This is a genomic window from Hymenobacter psychrophilus (genome assembly GCF_900107135.1).
GTDB classification, from domain to species: domain Bacteria; phylum Bacteroidota; class Bacteroidia; order Cytophagales; family Hymenobacteraceae; genus Hymenobacter; species Hymenobacter psychrophilus.
Map to the genome: position 1 here is coordinate 216,807 of NZ_FNOV01000009.1, position 14,209 is coordinate 231,015.

Annotated in this window: 15 protein-coding genes; 7 read left to right on the forward strand and 8 right to left on the reverse strand. The window is 60.2% G+C overall.

What is annotated here, in order from left to right:
- Nucleotides 1-23: 23 nt before the first annotated feature.
- A complete protein-coding gene (locus BLW21_RS14860; RefSeq protein WP_245711909.1) occupies nt 24-641 on the forward strand; it encodes a fasciclin domain-containing protein in 618 nt (205 codons plus the stop codon).
- A 163-nt stretch (nt 642-804) separates the two neighbouring features.
- Here BLW21_RS14860 and BLW21_RS14865 read toward each other — a convergent pair whose 3' ends face one another.
- The gene (locus BLW21_RS14865) at nt 805-2,865 is read right to left on the reverse strand and encodes a S9 family peptidase (RefSeq protein WP_092741417.1); all 2,061 of its coding nucleotides are present in this window, start codon (nt 2,863-2,865) and stop codon (nt 805-807) included.
- 164 nt (nt 2,866-3,029) lie between these two features.
- Between BLW21_RS14865 and BLW21_RS14870 the strand changes: the two genes are divergently transcribed.
- The 6 genes from BLW21_RS14870 to BLW21_RS14895 all read left to right on the forward strand — a co-directional run bounded on the left by BLW21_RS14870 (nt 3,030) and on the right by BLW21_RS14895 (nt 8,729).
- Entirely contained in the window at nt 3,030-3,926 is an 897-nt protein-coding gene (locus tag BLW21_RS14870; RefSeq protein ID WP_092741419.1) for a LysR substrate-binding domain-containing protein, read from the forward strand.
- A gap of 146 nt (nt 3,927-4,072) precedes the next feature.
- A complete protein-coding gene (locus BLW21_RS14875) occupies nt 4,073-5,065 on the forward strand; it encodes a YeiH family protein (protein WP_245711910.1) in 993 nt (330 codons plus the stop codon).
- A 171-nt stretch (nt 5,066-5,236) separates the two neighbouring features.
- Complete coding sequence (locus BLW21_RS14880) at nt 5,237-5,482, forward strand: hypothetical protein (RefSeq protein ID WP_092741421.1); 246 nt, start codon at nt 5,237-5,239, stop codon at nt 5,480-5,482.
- Between the two features lie 95 nt (nt 5,483-5,577).
- The gene (locus BLW21_RS14885) at nt 5,578-6,288 is read left to right on the forward strand and encodes a magnesium transporter CorA family protein (RefSeq protein WP_092741423.1); all 711 of its coding nucleotides are present in this window, start codon (nt 5,578-5,580) and stop codon (nt 6,286-6,288) included.
- A gap of 23 nt (nt 6,289-6,311) precedes the next feature.
- The gene (locus tag BLW21_RS14890) at nt 6,312-7,523 is read left to right on the forward strand and encodes an SHOCT domain-containing protein (protein WP_092741425.1); all 1,212 of its coding nucleotides are present in this window, start codon (nt 6,312-6,314) and stop codon (nt 7,521-7,523) included.
- 168 nt (nt 7,524-7,691) lie between these two features.
- Complete coding sequence (locus BLW21_RS14895) at nt 7,692-8,729, forward strand: DUF3089 domain-containing protein (RefSeq protein ID WP_092741427.1); 1,038 nt, start codon at nt 7,692-7,694, stop codon at nt 8,727-8,729.
- A gap of 13 nt (nt 8,730-8,742) precedes the next feature.
- On the opposite strand, the gene BLW21_RS14900 is transcribed toward BLW21_RS14895, so the two are convergent.
- The 7 genes from BLW21_RS14900 to BLW21_RS14930 form a co-directional block, all read right to left on the reverse strand.
- The gene (locus BLW21_RS14900) at nt 8,743-9,000 is read right to left on the reverse strand and encodes a hypothetical protein (RefSeq protein ID WP_139255230.1); all 258 of its coding nucleotides are present in this window, start codon (nt 8,998-9,000) and stop codon (nt 8,743-8,745) included.
- Between the two features lie 164 nt (nt 9,001-9,164).
- A complete protein-coding gene (tsf, locus tag BLW21_RS14905; RefSeq protein ID WP_092741431.1) occupies nt 9,165-10,004 on the reverse strand; it encodes a translation elongation factor Ts in 840 nt (279 codons plus the stop codon).
- 201 nt (nt 10,005-10,205) lie between these two features.
- Complete coding sequence (rpsB, locus tag BLW21_RS14910; RefSeq protein ID WP_092741433.1) at nt 10,206-10,973, reverse strand: 30S ribosomal protein S2; 768 nt, start codon at nt 10,971-10,973, stop codon at nt 10,206-10,208.
- 20 nt (nt 10,974-10,993) lie between these two features.
- Nucleotides 10,994-11,380 (reverse strand): 30S ribosomal protein S9, encoded by a 387-nt coding sequence (gene rpsI, locus BLW21_RS14915; protein WP_092741435.1) that lies wholly within the window; start codon nt 11,378-11,380, stop codon nt 10,994-10,996.
- Between the two features lie 39 nt (nt 11,381-11,419).
- On the reverse strand, nt 11,420-11,872 hold the full coding sequence (gene rplM, locus BLW21_RS14920) for a 50S ribosomal protein L13 (protein WP_092741437.1): 453 nt from the start codon (nt 11,870-11,872) through the stop codon (nt 11,420-11,422).
- A 278-nt stretch (nt 11,873-12,150) separates the two neighbouring features.
- The gene (locus tag BLW21_RS14925) at nt 12,151-12,864 is read right to left on the reverse strand and encodes an RluA family pseudouridine synthase (RefSeq protein WP_092741495.1); all 714 of its coding nucleotides are present in this window, start codon (nt 12,862-12,864) and stop codon (nt 12,151-12,153) included.
- A 197-nt stretch (nt 12,865-13,061) separates the two neighbouring features.
- A complete protein-coding gene (locus tag BLW21_RS14930; protein ID WP_092741439.1) occupies nt 13,062-14,201 on the reverse strand; it encodes a sensor histidine kinase in 1,140 nt (379 codons plus the stop codon).
- Between the last annotated feature and the right edge of the window lie 8 nt (nt 14,202-14,209).

The following is a 14,209-nucleotide window of genomic DNA, read 5'->3' on the forward strand; positions in this document are numbered from 1 at the left end:
TCAAAAACTTAAATCCTTTCACCATGAAAATGACACCCTTCAACTTCCCGCTCCGCACCTTGGCCACCGTATTTGTCGCCTCGTCGCTGGCATTCGGTAGCGCCAGCTGCTCCAACACCGCCGACACTGCCGCCACCGATACTACCGACATGGCGACGACGGATACCGGCGCAATGACCACCGACCCCGCCATGGCGGGCACCGATGGCACGGCTATGGACGACACGAGCGGTAAAAACCTGGCCGAAAACGCTATGGCCGTGCCGCAGATGAGCACGCTTGCCACCGCCCTCAAAGCTTCCGGCCTCGCCGACAAAGCCACTAGCGGCGGTCCTTACACCGTATTCGCCCCTACCAACGAAGCATTTGAGGCCCTGCCCGCCGGTGCCCTCGACGACTTGCTTAAGCCCGAGAACAAAGAGAAGCTGGCCAGCATCCTGACCTACCACGTAGTGCCCGGCAGCGTAATGGCCGCCGACCTGACGGACGGTCAGGAGGTTACTACGGTTGATGGCAAGAAGCTGAAAGTAAGCATCAGCGGCGGTACCGTCATGATCAACGGTGCTACTGTTGTTAAGGCAGATGTGAAGTCGAGCAACGGCGTAACCCACGTAATCAATCAGGTGCTGATGCCCCAGTAGATTTCCCTGATTGCTGAGCCGATGCGTTTTGCTCCCAGTTCTTCCGGGTAGCTCAACCATCGGATTGGAAGCGCATGATAGCGTTTCCTGACCTCTGCTAAAACCAAAAGCGCCCCCACGTGATGATTCACATGGGGGCGCTTTTGGTTTTAGCCAGGCAATATTACTTGCCCGCCGAGCCCTCGGGCTTCAACGTGCGGCCCAGCCACTCAAAAAACACCCGGTTCCAGAGCACTGCGTTCTGGGGCTTCTGAATCCAGTGGCCCTCGTTGGGGAAGTACAGGAAGCGGCTCGGGATGCCGCGCAGCTGAGCCGTGCCGAAGGCTTCCATGCCCTGGCCCTCGGGCACCCGGAAATCCTTGGCCCCGTGGATGACCAGGATGGGTGTATCCCAGTTCTGAGCGAACTGCTGGGGGTTGAATTCGGTGTAGCTCTTGTGGAGCGGCGTTTCCCAGGGCGCGCCGCCGATGTCGTGCTTGGCGAAGAACATTTCCTCGGTGCTGGGGTACCAGCTCGTGAGGTTATAGAGGCCGGCATGGGCGATGAACGTCTTGAAGCGACCCTCGTGCTTGCCGGCCAGCTGGTACACCGAGTAGCCGCCGTAGCTGGCGCCCACGCAGCCGCGCCGGTCCTTGTCCACGTAGGCTTCCTGGCTCACGGCGTCGATGGCCGAGAGGTAGTCTCGGATGGGCTGGCCGCCCCAGTCGCCCGAGATGCTGTTGTTCCACTCGGTGCCGAAGCCGGGCAGACCGCGGCGGTTGGGCGCCACCACAATGTAGCCCTGGGCCGCCATCAACTGGAAATTCCAGCGGTACGAGAAGCTCTGCGAAATCGGGCTCTGGGGGCCGCCCTGGCAGTACAGCAGGGTCGGGTATTTCTTGCTGGGGTCGAAATCGGGCGGGAAGGTCACGTACACCTGCATCTGCTTGCCGTCGGTGGTGGCCACCATCCGCGACTCCAGCCGGCCCGTTTTCACGCCCGCCAGTTCCTGCTGGTTGATGGTGGTCAGGGGCGTTTCGCGGCCCGATTTCAGGTCCACCCGCACGAGGTCGGCGGGCGTGGCCTGGGTGGTTTTGTTCACGATAACGGCATCCTTGCCGGCCAGCTCGAAGCTGTTGTAGTTGAAGGTGCCCTTGGTCAGTTGCTTCACCTTGCCGCCCTTAGCGGAAACCGAGAATAGCTGCTGGGTGCCGGCCAAAGCACTGGCGAAGTAGATGGTTTTGCCGTCGGGGCTCCAGCGCACGTTGCCGGCCGCCTGCTCCGAGCCGGCTGTCACGTCCTGGCGTTTTTTGGTCTTGAAATCATACACCACAATGCCGTTGCGGTCCGACTCGAAGCCGGGCGTGGCCATGCTCAGCCAGGCCACCTGGGAGCCGTCGGGCGAGAACACCGGCTCGGTGTCGTAGCCGCCCAGGCCCTCGCTCAGGTTGCGCGTCTGGCCCGTACGAATGTCGTAGAGGTAGATGTCGGAGTTGGTGCTTTCGGCCTCGGCCTTGCCCGTGAGCTTGCGCGAGGTGTAGGCCAAAGAATAGCCGTCGGGCGAAAACGCCAGCTGCTCGTTGCCACCGAAGGGCTGCAACGGTGCGTCGAACTTCTCGCCGGTCATAATATCCTTTCCGCTGCCTACGGGCTTGCCATCGGTGCCCACGGGCTGGAAGTACACGTGCGACACCTTGAAGTCGTCCCAGCTGCTCCAGTGGCGGTAGTTGAGGTCGTCGATGATTTTGGCGTCAGCCTTGGGCAGGTCCGGGTACCAGTCCTGCACCGATTTGCCGGTTTTTACATCCTGAGTATAGAGGATAAAATTGCCCTTGGGCGCGTACTTGAGGTTGGCCACGCCTTCCTCGGTTCCGAAGCCGCTCAGCAGCTGCTTGCCCGAGCCGTCGGCGTTCAGCACGTAGAGTTGGTCAGAACCACCTTCGGCGCTCATAAACGTCAGCTTACCATCAGCACGCCAGTTGAGCGTGTTTTCGGAAACGGTGGGCGTATTGGTTAGCTGCCGGGCCGCGCCGCCGCCAGTGGGCACCGTCCAGATATCCGACTGGCCCTTGTTATCGGTCAGCGAGTAGCGCGTCACGGTGTAAGCCACCGTTTTCTGGTCCGGCGACACCTGCATTTCGCCCAGGCGGCCGAGTTTCAGCAGCAGTTCGGGCGTGTAGGTATTCTGGGCCGCCGCCGCGAAGGGCAGCAGGAGCAGGGCAGTTAGCAACGGTTTATGCATCATCAGGATTTCGGGTGGAAACTTCAGGCAAGATAACCAAGACTTAGGCAGGTGCCACGCGGCTGTAGCGCGAAGCGCCAGCTTCGCGTATTGGTGCTGACTTGCGAACGGACTCGTTCAACGACACGCGAAGCCGGCGCTTCGGTTCGCGCTACTACCTTGCAGCCATGCCCGACTTCCGCCTCCAGGTTTTCCAGGCCGTGGCCCGGCACCTGAGCTTCACCAAGGCCGCCCGCGAGCTGTACATCAGCCAGCCCGCCGTTACCAAGCACGTGCGCGAGCTGGAAACCGCCTATCAGCAGCGGCTGTTCGAGCGCCGCGGCAACCGCATCAGCCTCACGGCGGCCGGCGAGCTGCTACTGGCCCACGCCGACGAGGTGGCTGCCCGGCACGAGCAGCTGGCCGAGCAGCTGCGGGGGCTACGCGGCGAGGCCGCCGGCCGCCTGCGCCTGGGCGCCAGCACCACCCTGGCCCAGTACGAGCTCCCGGCCCTGCTACCCGGTTTCCAGGCCCGCTACCCGCAAATCGAGCTGACGCTACGTAATGCCAACTCCGAGCAGATTGCCGAGGCGCTTCTGGCCGGCCAACTCGATTTAGGCTTCGTGGAGGGCCGCGCCAAGAGCCGCGACCTGCACTACGAGCCCCTGCTGGCCGACGAGCTGGTGGCCGTGCGCCGGGCCACGCCCGCCGGTCCGCCGCCCGCGCCAATGCCGCTGGCCGAGGCGCTGGCCCACCCGCTGGTGCTGCGCGAACGGGGCTCGGGCACCCTCGAAGTGCTCGAATTCGCCCTGCGCGAGCAGAAAATCCGGCTCGCCGACCTGCGCGTGGCCTTCTACTTCGACAACACCGAGGCCATCAAAACCTACCTCGAAGCCGCCCCCGACGCCCTGGGCTTCGTGTCGCGCCGGGCCCTGACGCGGGAGCTGGCCGCGAACCGACTGGAAGAAGTGCCCATTGCCGGCCTGCACCTGCCCCGGCAGTTCGAGGCCCTGTGGGTGCAGGGCCAACCCCTGAGCCACCCCGCCGAGTTGTTCTGGCGCTACGCCCGGCAGCACTACGGGTAGGAGGAGGTTTTTAGTTTTTGGCCAGGTCAAGGTCGAAATCAACAAGCAATTCAATATAACCTGTAGTTATACTTCATAACTATTTTAAATTATCGGATGGGGGCTGGCGGCCGTACCTTTGGGCGGGTTATTTAACTGCCCGAACCATGCCTGAAACAGTGCTTGCCCCGCCTGAAACTACCGCTCCCGCCCCGGGCGCTTTGGCCCCGGAGCCGGGCCCCGGCCTGCTGCCGAAAGTGGTATTCGGGCTGCTGCTGGCGTTCTGCCTCACGCCGTGGGCCTCGCCGCCGGTGGCGCTGGCGCTGGGCCTGGTGCTGGCCCAGACGCTGGGCAACCCGTTCCCGGCCTTCACCAAAAAATACACGGCTAAACTGCTGCAGTTCTCGGTTATCGGGCTGGGTTTCGGGCTGAACGCCTACGCTGCGGTGCAGGCTGGCCGCGAAGGCATCCTGTTCACCATTGCCTCCATTTTCGGTACACTGGTGCTGGGCTACTTTGCGGGCCGCTGGCTGAAGCTGGGCCGGGTGGTGACGCACCTGATTTCCTGCGGCACTGCTATTTGCGGGGGTTCGGCCATTGCCGCGGTGGGGCCGGTAGTGGGCGCCAAGGATGAGGAAATGTCGGTGGCGCTGGGCACGGTGTTCGTGCTGAACGCGGTGGCGCTGTTTGTCTTTCCGCCCATCGGGCACGCGCTGGCGCTCAGCCAGCATCAGTTCGGTTTGTGGTGCGCCATTGCCATCCACGATACCTCGTCGGTGGTGGGCGCGGCGGCCGCCTACGGGGCCGAGGCGCTGGGCGTGGCCACTACCGTGAAGCTGGCGCGGGCGCTCTGGATTATTCCGGTGGCGCTGGGCACCGCTTACTTTTTCAAGCGGCCAGACGTGAAAGTGAAACTACCCTGGTTTATTCTGGGCTTTATTGGGGCCATGCTGCTGAATACTTACGTGCCCGCCACGCAGGTTGTGGGCCCCTGGCTGGTGCAGCTGGCGCGCCTGGGCCTGGTAGTTACGCTGTTTTTTATTGGCGCGGGCCTGTCGTTTAAAACCATCAAGGCCGTGGGGCCCCGGCCGTTTGCGCTGGGCGTGCTGCTGTGGGTGGTGGTTTCGACCGTGTCGTTGTACGTGATTGTGCAGCTGTAAGCAGGCGCCACTAGTGCGGGTAGCGCGCGGCAATCTGCGCGGGCAAAACCCAACGCCCTTCCGACCCGAAAGCCCCTGCTGCCGTGCTGGTTTCAGGGGCTTCGCGCTTACCGCTGAGAGGCCGGCTCGGACTGCGTATCTTCGCGCCGTTCCTCTCGTTGCCCGTTACGTATGCGCCAGCTTGCTATTATTCCCAATCCGTACGCCAAAATCACGCTCTTCAGCTGGAATGGCAAGTACCTGATCAAGCTCGAAAAGGGCTCGTTTGAGCAAACCTACAAAGTGAGCGAACTGGACCTGACCGGCGAGGAAGACATTCACCGCCTGCTCGACGATGAGTTCATCCAGGCCGCCGTAGCGCGCTTTGCCGCTATGCAAACCGACTTGCAGGCCGCCTTCGACCGCCACGATATTTAACTGCGCAGACCTAGTACATAAGCATTCGTGCTGAGCATGACACGGTCCTTTGTTGCGTCTGCTTTTCTGTCCTCACTTCCCCGCCATTCTCCTAGATGAAACTTCCACTGCTACTTCCGGCGCTGCTGCTCACGGCTACGCTGGCCCAGGCTCAGCTGTACGAGGCCCGCACGAGCAGCGTCAATTTCGATAAGCGCAGCCGCGACGCTGTGAAGGTGGAGGTCGAGGCCTCGGCCGACTGGACCCGCGACTTCTGGCAGCGCTGGCTCAAGGACACCTATAATATCAAGCTGAAGGGCGACGGCGTGTTTGGCGTGGGCAAGCGCGATAACATGATGGCCAAGCAGGTGCCGATGTCGAGCGTTAGCGGCCAGCTCATCGACCTCTACTCGACTGTAACAGCCCCGGCCGACACGGTTTCGGAACTGTCGGTGTGGGCCGCTACTGGCCCCGACACGTTTCTGGCGGCTTCGAGCGGCGAGTTTACCTCCCTCCGTACCATCGTGCAGAGCTTCGGCACGGCTGCCCGCCAGCGGGCCTACCGCGAGCGGATAGAAACGGCCGAAAAGGAGCTGGCTGCCACCACCAAAGAGAAGGAGAAGCTGGAAAAAAGCCGCGCTAGCCTAGCCAGCAACACCAAGTCCAACCTCGATAAAATAGAGCAGCTCAAGCAGCAAAACAGTGATAATAAGCGTAAATCGGCCGACGACTCGGTGAAGCTGCTCGATAACGCCCGGCTGCTGGAACTGCGGCAGGCCCAGTTGGAGCGTCAGCGGGCCCGCCTGCTCAACCTCGACCGTCAGTAACGTTATTTCCGCCGCGCCTCATCATGGAGAAAGATCCTTCGCCTCTCGACACGCTCCGCCAGCTTAAGGAATGGCTCGACGCCGGTACCATTACGCACGATGAGTTCCAGACGCTAAAGCAGAAGCTGGTGTTCGCGCCGGCTGCCAACCCGCCCGCTCCATCCGAAACGGCCGCGTCCCCTGCCCCCAGCATTTCCGAGTCGCCGGGGTCGGAGGCGGGCATAACCAACCCATCGGCACCCGAGCCCACTGTACCCGGGGCGCCCGCCGAGGTGCCGCCCCCACTAGTGCTGCCACCCATTACGGCCCCGATAAGCGTGGTGCCCGAACCGCTGCTGCCTCCCGTGCCGCCCATTCCGGAGCCCATTCCGGAACTGTTTCAACCAGAGCCCACGACCGTGGCGCCGGTTGAAATGGCTCCCATGCTGCCACCCATCACCCATGCGCCCGCTGCCGGCCCCAGTGGAAACGACGAGCAGGAATACGTGGAGCAGGATGCCTACACGGCTCCGCGCAAGAGCCCGCTGATGACGATTGTTGTCGTGGCGGCTATTCTGGCGCTGTTCGGGTTGGTGGCCTATCTGTTCATGGATGGCCGCGACTCGGAACGCCTGACCAGTACCTCCCGCACAGAGGCCGATTCGATGGCCGTGCAGCCCGAAATAGGGCCCCAGACCGAGCAGATTGAGCTGCCGCCCGTTGCTGCGCCCGAAACCATCCGTGTGGCTCCCATCGCTCCGCCCGTAGCTACCCCAATTCCTGCGGATACGGCCGCGACGGAAGTGGCCGCGCCCGCCGCGCCGGCTCCGGTCGAGATACCGGCCGTGCTGTCGGAAGGTGCCGCCAAGGCCCGCGTCGAAAGTATTATGCAACGCTACTACGCCGATTTGCAGGCCGCACCGTTTACGGCTTCGGCCTACTTTGCGCCTCAGGTCGAGCGGTTCTATCTGATGCAGAGCACGACCCCGGCCGCCATCAACGCCGAACTGGCCAAAACTCACTTCCCCGAGTTCCTGGAGGGCCAGAGTAGCATTCAGCCCGGTACGCTGCAAGTGGGGACTCCGGTGGCCGATGGCTCGCGGGTAGTCACCTACGTGGAGGACAGCAAAGCTTTTCGCCAGTCGCGCCAGGAAATCCAGCGGACCAGCGCCCAAATACGGATCCGCTTCGATAAGAACTTTAAAATCGTGTATCTCCGGCAGGAAAAGCTGCTGAAAAATGAGTTCGGGGATTAAAATTCCTGAACGATGCAGGGGCGGGGCTTGCCCCCGCCCGCCGCTACCATGATGCTTTTTTGACAAAGGCCGCTGAACAAACCTGACGTTTCCCGTTTATCGGCGGGCGGGGGCAAGCCCCGCCCCTACATCGTTCAGCACGTCATGCTATACCTCCCGAATCTTGCTATGCGTATCCGTCCTGTTCTACTGTCCTTCGTCGCGCTGCTTAGCCTCGGTTCCTGCCTGAAAGTCATTAAACCAAGCAAGGATTTTGACCAGTACGAAAACCCCACCACGCCCGACTACGCGCAGCCGGCCAGCTGGGCTGCCCTGCCCACGCGTCGCGACTCGGCCGATGCAGTGCCGCGCAATACGTCGTTCAAAGACCAACAGGACACGGCCGCAGCTGATGTATTTTATGTGCATCCTACCACTTACTACTGGCGCAAGCAATGGAACGCCAGCCTCAGCAACGACCGGCTTAACCAGTTCACCGACGACGACGTGATTCGGGGCCAAGCCTCGGCCTTCAACGCGGCGGCCCGGGTGTATGCGCCCCGCTACCGCCAGGCCACGCTGTACAGCTTTTTCGTGGATGACCAGAGTACCAACGGCCAAAAGGCGCTGGACCTGGCGTATTCCGACGTGAAAGCATCCTTCCAATATTACCTGGCAAATTACAACCAGGGCCGCCCCATCATCATTGCTGGCCACAGCCAGGGCACCGTGCACGCCACCCGGCTACTACACGAGTTTTTCGACAACGACCCCCAGTTGCGCCGGCAGCTGGTGGCGGCCTACCTCATCGGCTTCAAAGTGAAAACCGACGAGTACCAGACCCTACGTCCCTGCGCCGACTCGACCCAAACCGGCTGCTACGTGGCCTGGAATACCGTGGCCTGGGGCAATGCCTACCCGCCCTTCCAAAACGGCGTGGCCGTTAACCCGCTCACCTGGACGCTCGACACGCTGGCCGCGCCTGCCCGCCTCAACCTCGGCGGGGTAGGGCAGGATTTTAAGCGGCTGGATGTGGGCGTAGTCGATGCCAAGGTGCACCAGGGCCTGCTGTGGGTGCATCCGCCCAAGCCCTCGGGCTACCCGCGCTTCCTGCTGCCCGGCCAGCCCCAGCTCTGGCACTCCTTCCACATCGCCGATTACGGCCTGTTCTACGCCAACATCCGCCAGAACGCCGTAGCGCGCGTGCGAGCTTGGCAGGCGAAGTAGCGGAGCGTCACGGTTACTTTTGCAATTCTTCGATGGTTCTTTGTGTCATAAGTGGCCAACGGTTAGCTGGAAATTCCTGCCGAAATTCAGCGTATTCCATCCAAAACCAATCTTCTTGGAAGCCTTCGAAATCAAGAGCGGAATAAAAAGCAAGGTTGTGAAGCCAATTAGCAACTGCCTGCGCAAAACAAACCCTTTTTCGGTTGCTGAACGCATTCCATAAACTGGATAAGTGGCTTCCTGGATAACATTGGGAACGTACATCAATCATAGCCCAATAAATTAGCTCCCGATACAATTTCTTGCGCTCATCCGTCATATGGGCCAAATATAGCGTGTGCATACAAAAAGGCCCCGCCGGCATATTGCCAGCGGGGCTCTTTCATTAAGCTAGAACGGAAAGCTAAAAGCTGTCAGCTAACAGCTAAATCAAACCTAGCCAACAATGGCTACGCGCTTGAAGTCGGAAACCGTCAGGCCTTTGCTGGTCTTGTCGAGCAGCTGGGCGATGGTCATCGAGCTGTCCTTCACGAACTCCTGGTTGAGCAGGGTGTTCTCCTTGTAGAACTTGTTGAGCTTGCCCTGGGCAATCTTCTCCAGCATCGCCTCGGGCTTGCCATCGGCGCGCGCCTGCTCTTTGCCAATTTCGATTTCGCGCTCTACGGTAGCCGAATCCACGCCGTCCTTATCGAGGGCAACGGGCTTCATGGCTACGATTTGCATGGCTACGTCGCGGCCCACGGTCGAAACGTCGGCACCGCCTACGTTCTTCATGGCTACGAGCACCCCCTTCTTGTTGTCGGAGTGGATGTAGGAAGCCACTTTCTCGGCCGTGATGTTCTCGTAAGCCGTTACGTCGAGCTTCTCGCCGATTTTGCCCATCAGGTCGGTGATGTGCTCCTGCAGCGAGCGGCCGTCGTCCTGCTTGGTGGCCAGCAGCTCTTCTTTCGAGGCAGCATCGCTCTTCACGGCCGTAGCCAGAATGCGCTGGGCCAGGTCTTTGAAGTCGGGAACCTTCGAAACCGGCTCGGTTTCGCAGGCCAGCGACACCAGCTTGCCGTTGGTGCCATCCTCGCTTACGGCGGCCAGTACCACGCCTTCCGACGTTTCGTTCTCGGCGCGCTTGTCGGCAATTTTCTGGCCCTGCTTGCGGAGCAGGTCGCGGGCAGCTTCGAAGTCGCCTTCAGCCTCTACGAGGGCTTTCTTGCAATCCATCATGCCGGCACCGGTCATGGTGCGGAGCTTGTTTACGTCAGCGGCGGTAATTGTGGCCATTTGGTAGGAGTTAGGAGCTTAAATCTAGAAGTCAGAATCCCGAAGGATAAAGCTGGTAGCTTAAAGCTAAATGTTGGAATTGAATGAAAGAGCAGATGCGAGTAGATGCAAAAAAGTCAGGAGCTAAGAGCTAGAATTTGCCAGGCGGTTTCCCTCTGATTCTAGCTCCTGGCTCCTGACTTCTAGCTTCTACAAAAGCGCCTATTCGTCGGCGTCCTGCTTTTCTTTGATGCCTTCTTCTTCAGCTTGCTTCTTGTCGGCGTCCTCTTTGTCGACCTTGCGCTCCGACAGACCTTCCTCGATAGCCTTACCCATGATGCCCACGATGAGCTGGATAGACTTCGAGGCGTCGTCGTTGGCTGGAATCGGGAACTGCACCGACTCGGGGTTCGAGTTCGTGTCGCAGATAGCGAATACCGGGATACCCAACTTCTGGGCTTCTTTCACGGCAATGTGCTCACGCTTCACGTCAATCACGAACAGGGCCGAGGGCAGGCGGCTCAGGTCGGCAATGCCACCGAGTACCCGGTCGAGCTTCTCCCGCTCGCGCGACAGCATCAGCCGCTCGCGCTTAGCGAGGGCCGCGTACGCCGTGTTTTCCTTTACCATCTTGTCGATGGTGCTCATCTTCTTCAGCGACTTGCGAACGGTAGCGAAGTTGGTGAGCAGGCCGCCCAACCAACGGTCGGTCACGTAGGGCATGTGCAGACGCTTGGCTTCGTCAGTCACAATTTCCTGCGCCTGCTTCTTGGTCGCCACGAACATAATCTTGCGGCCGCTCTTCGCAATGTTGCGAATAGCGCTGGTCGCGTGCTCAAGCGAGGCAAGCGTTTTGTTGAGGTCGATGATGTGGATGCCGTTCTTCTCCATGAAGATGTACGGAGCCATTTTGGGGTCCCACTTGCGGGTGAGGTGACCAAAATGCGAACCGGCGTCCAGCAATTCTTTATAGGTGGTAGTCTGGGCCATGATAGGGTTCCTCTGGAATATTAGCGTTTCGAGAACTGGAACGAACGACGAGCTTTACGCTTGCCGAATTTCTTGCGTTCCACCATGCGCGGGTCGCGGGTCAGGAAGCCTTCCTTTTTCAGGGCAGGGCGAACCTCCGCGTTGTCGCCCACGAGGGCTTTCGAGATGGCCAGACGGATGGCTTCGGCCTGAGCCGAGATGCCACCACCACGAACGTTTACCTTGATGTCGTACTGGCCGACTTGCTCGACAGTAGCCAAAGGCTGGTTCACGATGTTTTCCAGGAGTTCATTGCCAAAGTAGGCTTTCATTTCCCGGCCGTTGATAGTGATATTCCCTTGCCCGGCCTGCATGTAAATGCGGGCCACCGAGGTTTTTCTTCTACCAGAGGTATTGAGGATTTCCATTAAGTGGAGAATTAGAGAAAAAAGGAGCCGGGTTGCGGCTTACAGATGCGAGAAAGAAAGAGCCTTGGGCTGCTGAGCTTCGTGCGGATGCTCGGTACCGGCGTACACGTACAGGTTGCGGAACTGCTCGGCACCCAGCTTGTTGCCCTGCAACATGCCACGCACAGCGTGCTCAATCACCCGGGTCGAGTCCTTGGCCTTCTTGTCGCGCAGGTTAATGCGCTTCTGTCCGCCGGGGTAGCCCGAGTGGGTGATGTAGATTTTGTCGGTCATCTTCTTGCCCGTTACCCGCAGGTTGTCGGCATTGATGACGATGACGTTGTCGCCACAATCCGAGTTGGGCGTGAAGGAGGGCTTGTGCTTGCCACGCAGCATGTTGGCAACCTGGCTGCACAACCGACCCAACGTAGCGTCGGCGGCGTCAACCACAACCCAGCCCTTGTTGGCGTTGGCTTTGTTGACGGCAACCGTCTTGAAGCTCAGATGATCCATTGGGGAGGAGATAAACGTTTGAAAATGAAGAAGAAGCCGCTGCCCGTGGGGGCAAAACGGACACAAAGTTACCGCCTTTCGGCAAATATTCAAGCCAGACGCTTAATAATTGTCTGAAAAGCAATGAGAAAGCAGCGGGTAAGGTGTTAGAAAATCAGAACTGTCATTCTGAGCGGAGCGAAGAATCTCGCGTGCCGTGGTAACTCCAACGTTAGAAGTTACCATGGCACGCGAGATTCTTCGCTCCACTCAGAATGACAGTTTTCCCCCTCAAGCCCCTACGCATACTGCCGCATGTTCTCTACCAGCACCCGGAAATCCTTGGGGTAGGGGGCCTCAATGGTCACCGACTCGCCATCGAGTTTGGCGAACGTGAGCTGGGCGGCGTGCAGGGCAAAGCGCTTGATAAAGGGCTGTTCCTCTTCGCCCTGCTTCACGTTGAATTTTTTCTTGAGCGTCGACAGGTAGAAGTTCTCGCCGCCATACATCGTGTCGCCCACAATGGGGGCCTGCAGGTAAGCCAAGTGCAGCCGAATCTGGTGCATACGGCCCGTAATAGGCTGGCATTCGAGCAGTGTGTGGCGGGCGAAGGGCTCCAGCGTGCGCACCAGCGTAACGGCCGGCTTGCCCTTGTAGGCCAGCCGGGCCTTGCCCTTGGTTGTGGTTTCGATGCTGCGGTCGACGCGCAGGCCATCGTAGTGATGCACGCCCCAGGCCACGGCATGGTACACCTTGCGCACCTGCCGGTCTTCGAACTGCATGGCCAGGTGGCGGTAGGCGGCCGGGTTTTTAGCCAGCGCCAGCGCGCCGCTGGTTTCCTTGTCGAGGCGGTGGCAGGCCTGCACGTCGTCGTGGTGCTCGCGGGCCAGGCGCAGAATATTGGGGGCCCCGCCGAACCGCTCGTCGAGCGTGGCCAGGAAGGGTGGCTTGTTGATGACGATGAAATCGTCGTCTTCAAACAGAATCAGGTCTTGGAAATTGGGCAGCTTCATATAGAGCTGCAAAGGTAAGGGGTAGAGAAGTTAGAAGTGAGAAGAACGTCATTCTGAGCGAAGGCGCAGCCGGAGTCGAAGAATCTCTCCCACTTCGTTGCTGCCGACTGGAATACCATTGCGGTAGAGATTCTTCGACTCCGGCTGCGCCTTCGCTCAGAATGACGTTCCTTGCACTAACCACTAACCACTAACCACTAACCACTAACCACTAACCTCTGCTTTGGCCGCGGTAGCTTGAATTCGAGCGTGGTGCCCGCGCCCGGCTCGCTGTGTACCCGGATGATGGACTTATGTGCCTCCACAATATGCTTGCTGATGGCCAGCCCCAGGCCCGAGCCACCGGCCGCTCTCGATTCGCGGGCGCGGCTTTTATCGATGCGGTAGAACCGCTCGAAAATGCGCTGCTGGTGCTGTTTCGGAATGCCTTCGCCATCGTCGCGCACCTGTACCAGCACTTTCTTGGCGCTGGCTTCCAGGCTTACCACTACCTGGCCCTGCGCGCGGCCGTACTTGATGCCGTTGTCGATCAGGTTGATGAGTACCTGGCGGATGCGGCCGCGGTCGGCCAGTACGGATACAGGACCAGCAACAGCGGCGGCTTGCGCTGCAACCCCGGCAGCTTCAGCGGGGAGGATCACCCGGAGCTCCAGGCGCACCTGGCGGCGGGCGGCCTGCAGCTCCAGCTGCTCAAAAATGTCGCGCACCAGCTGGGCCAGGTCGAAGGGCTGGCGGCGCATCCGCAGCACGCCTTTTTCGAGCTGGGAAATGGTTACCAAATCCTGCACTAGTTGGTCGAGGGCATCGAGGCTGGCGGCGGCTTTGCGCAGAAACTTGTGGCGCGTGGCCGCGTCCATGCCGCTGGTGGCCCCGGTGGCCGCGTCTTCTTCCTCCTCCAGCACGGTATGCACAAAGCCCTGGGCCGCAAAAATGGGCGTTTTCAGCTCGTGCGATACATCGGCCAGAAACTCGCGCCGCAACTCCTGCAGCCGCCGCAGCTCGTCGATTTCCTGCTGCTTGCGCTGGGCCATTTCCAGAATCTCGTCGCGCATCCGTTTCAGCGGCTCGGGCCGAAACAAAAACTTGTTCGACAGCCGCCGGAATTGCTTGCGTTTGACGTGCTCCAACCCCTCATAAATGTTGTTGACTTCCCGAAAAATAAGGGCCTCAAACAGCAGATAAATAAGCAGAAAACACGCCGCTACCGTAATGCCCGCGGCCAATACTCCTTCCTCCAGCGACATAGATGGCGCTACGAAGGCCAGTGCCGTCAGCACCACCGCTACCAGCCCCGACAGCAGCACCGCAATAAGCCGGGAAGAAAGGTTCAGGCGCATGAGAAGGA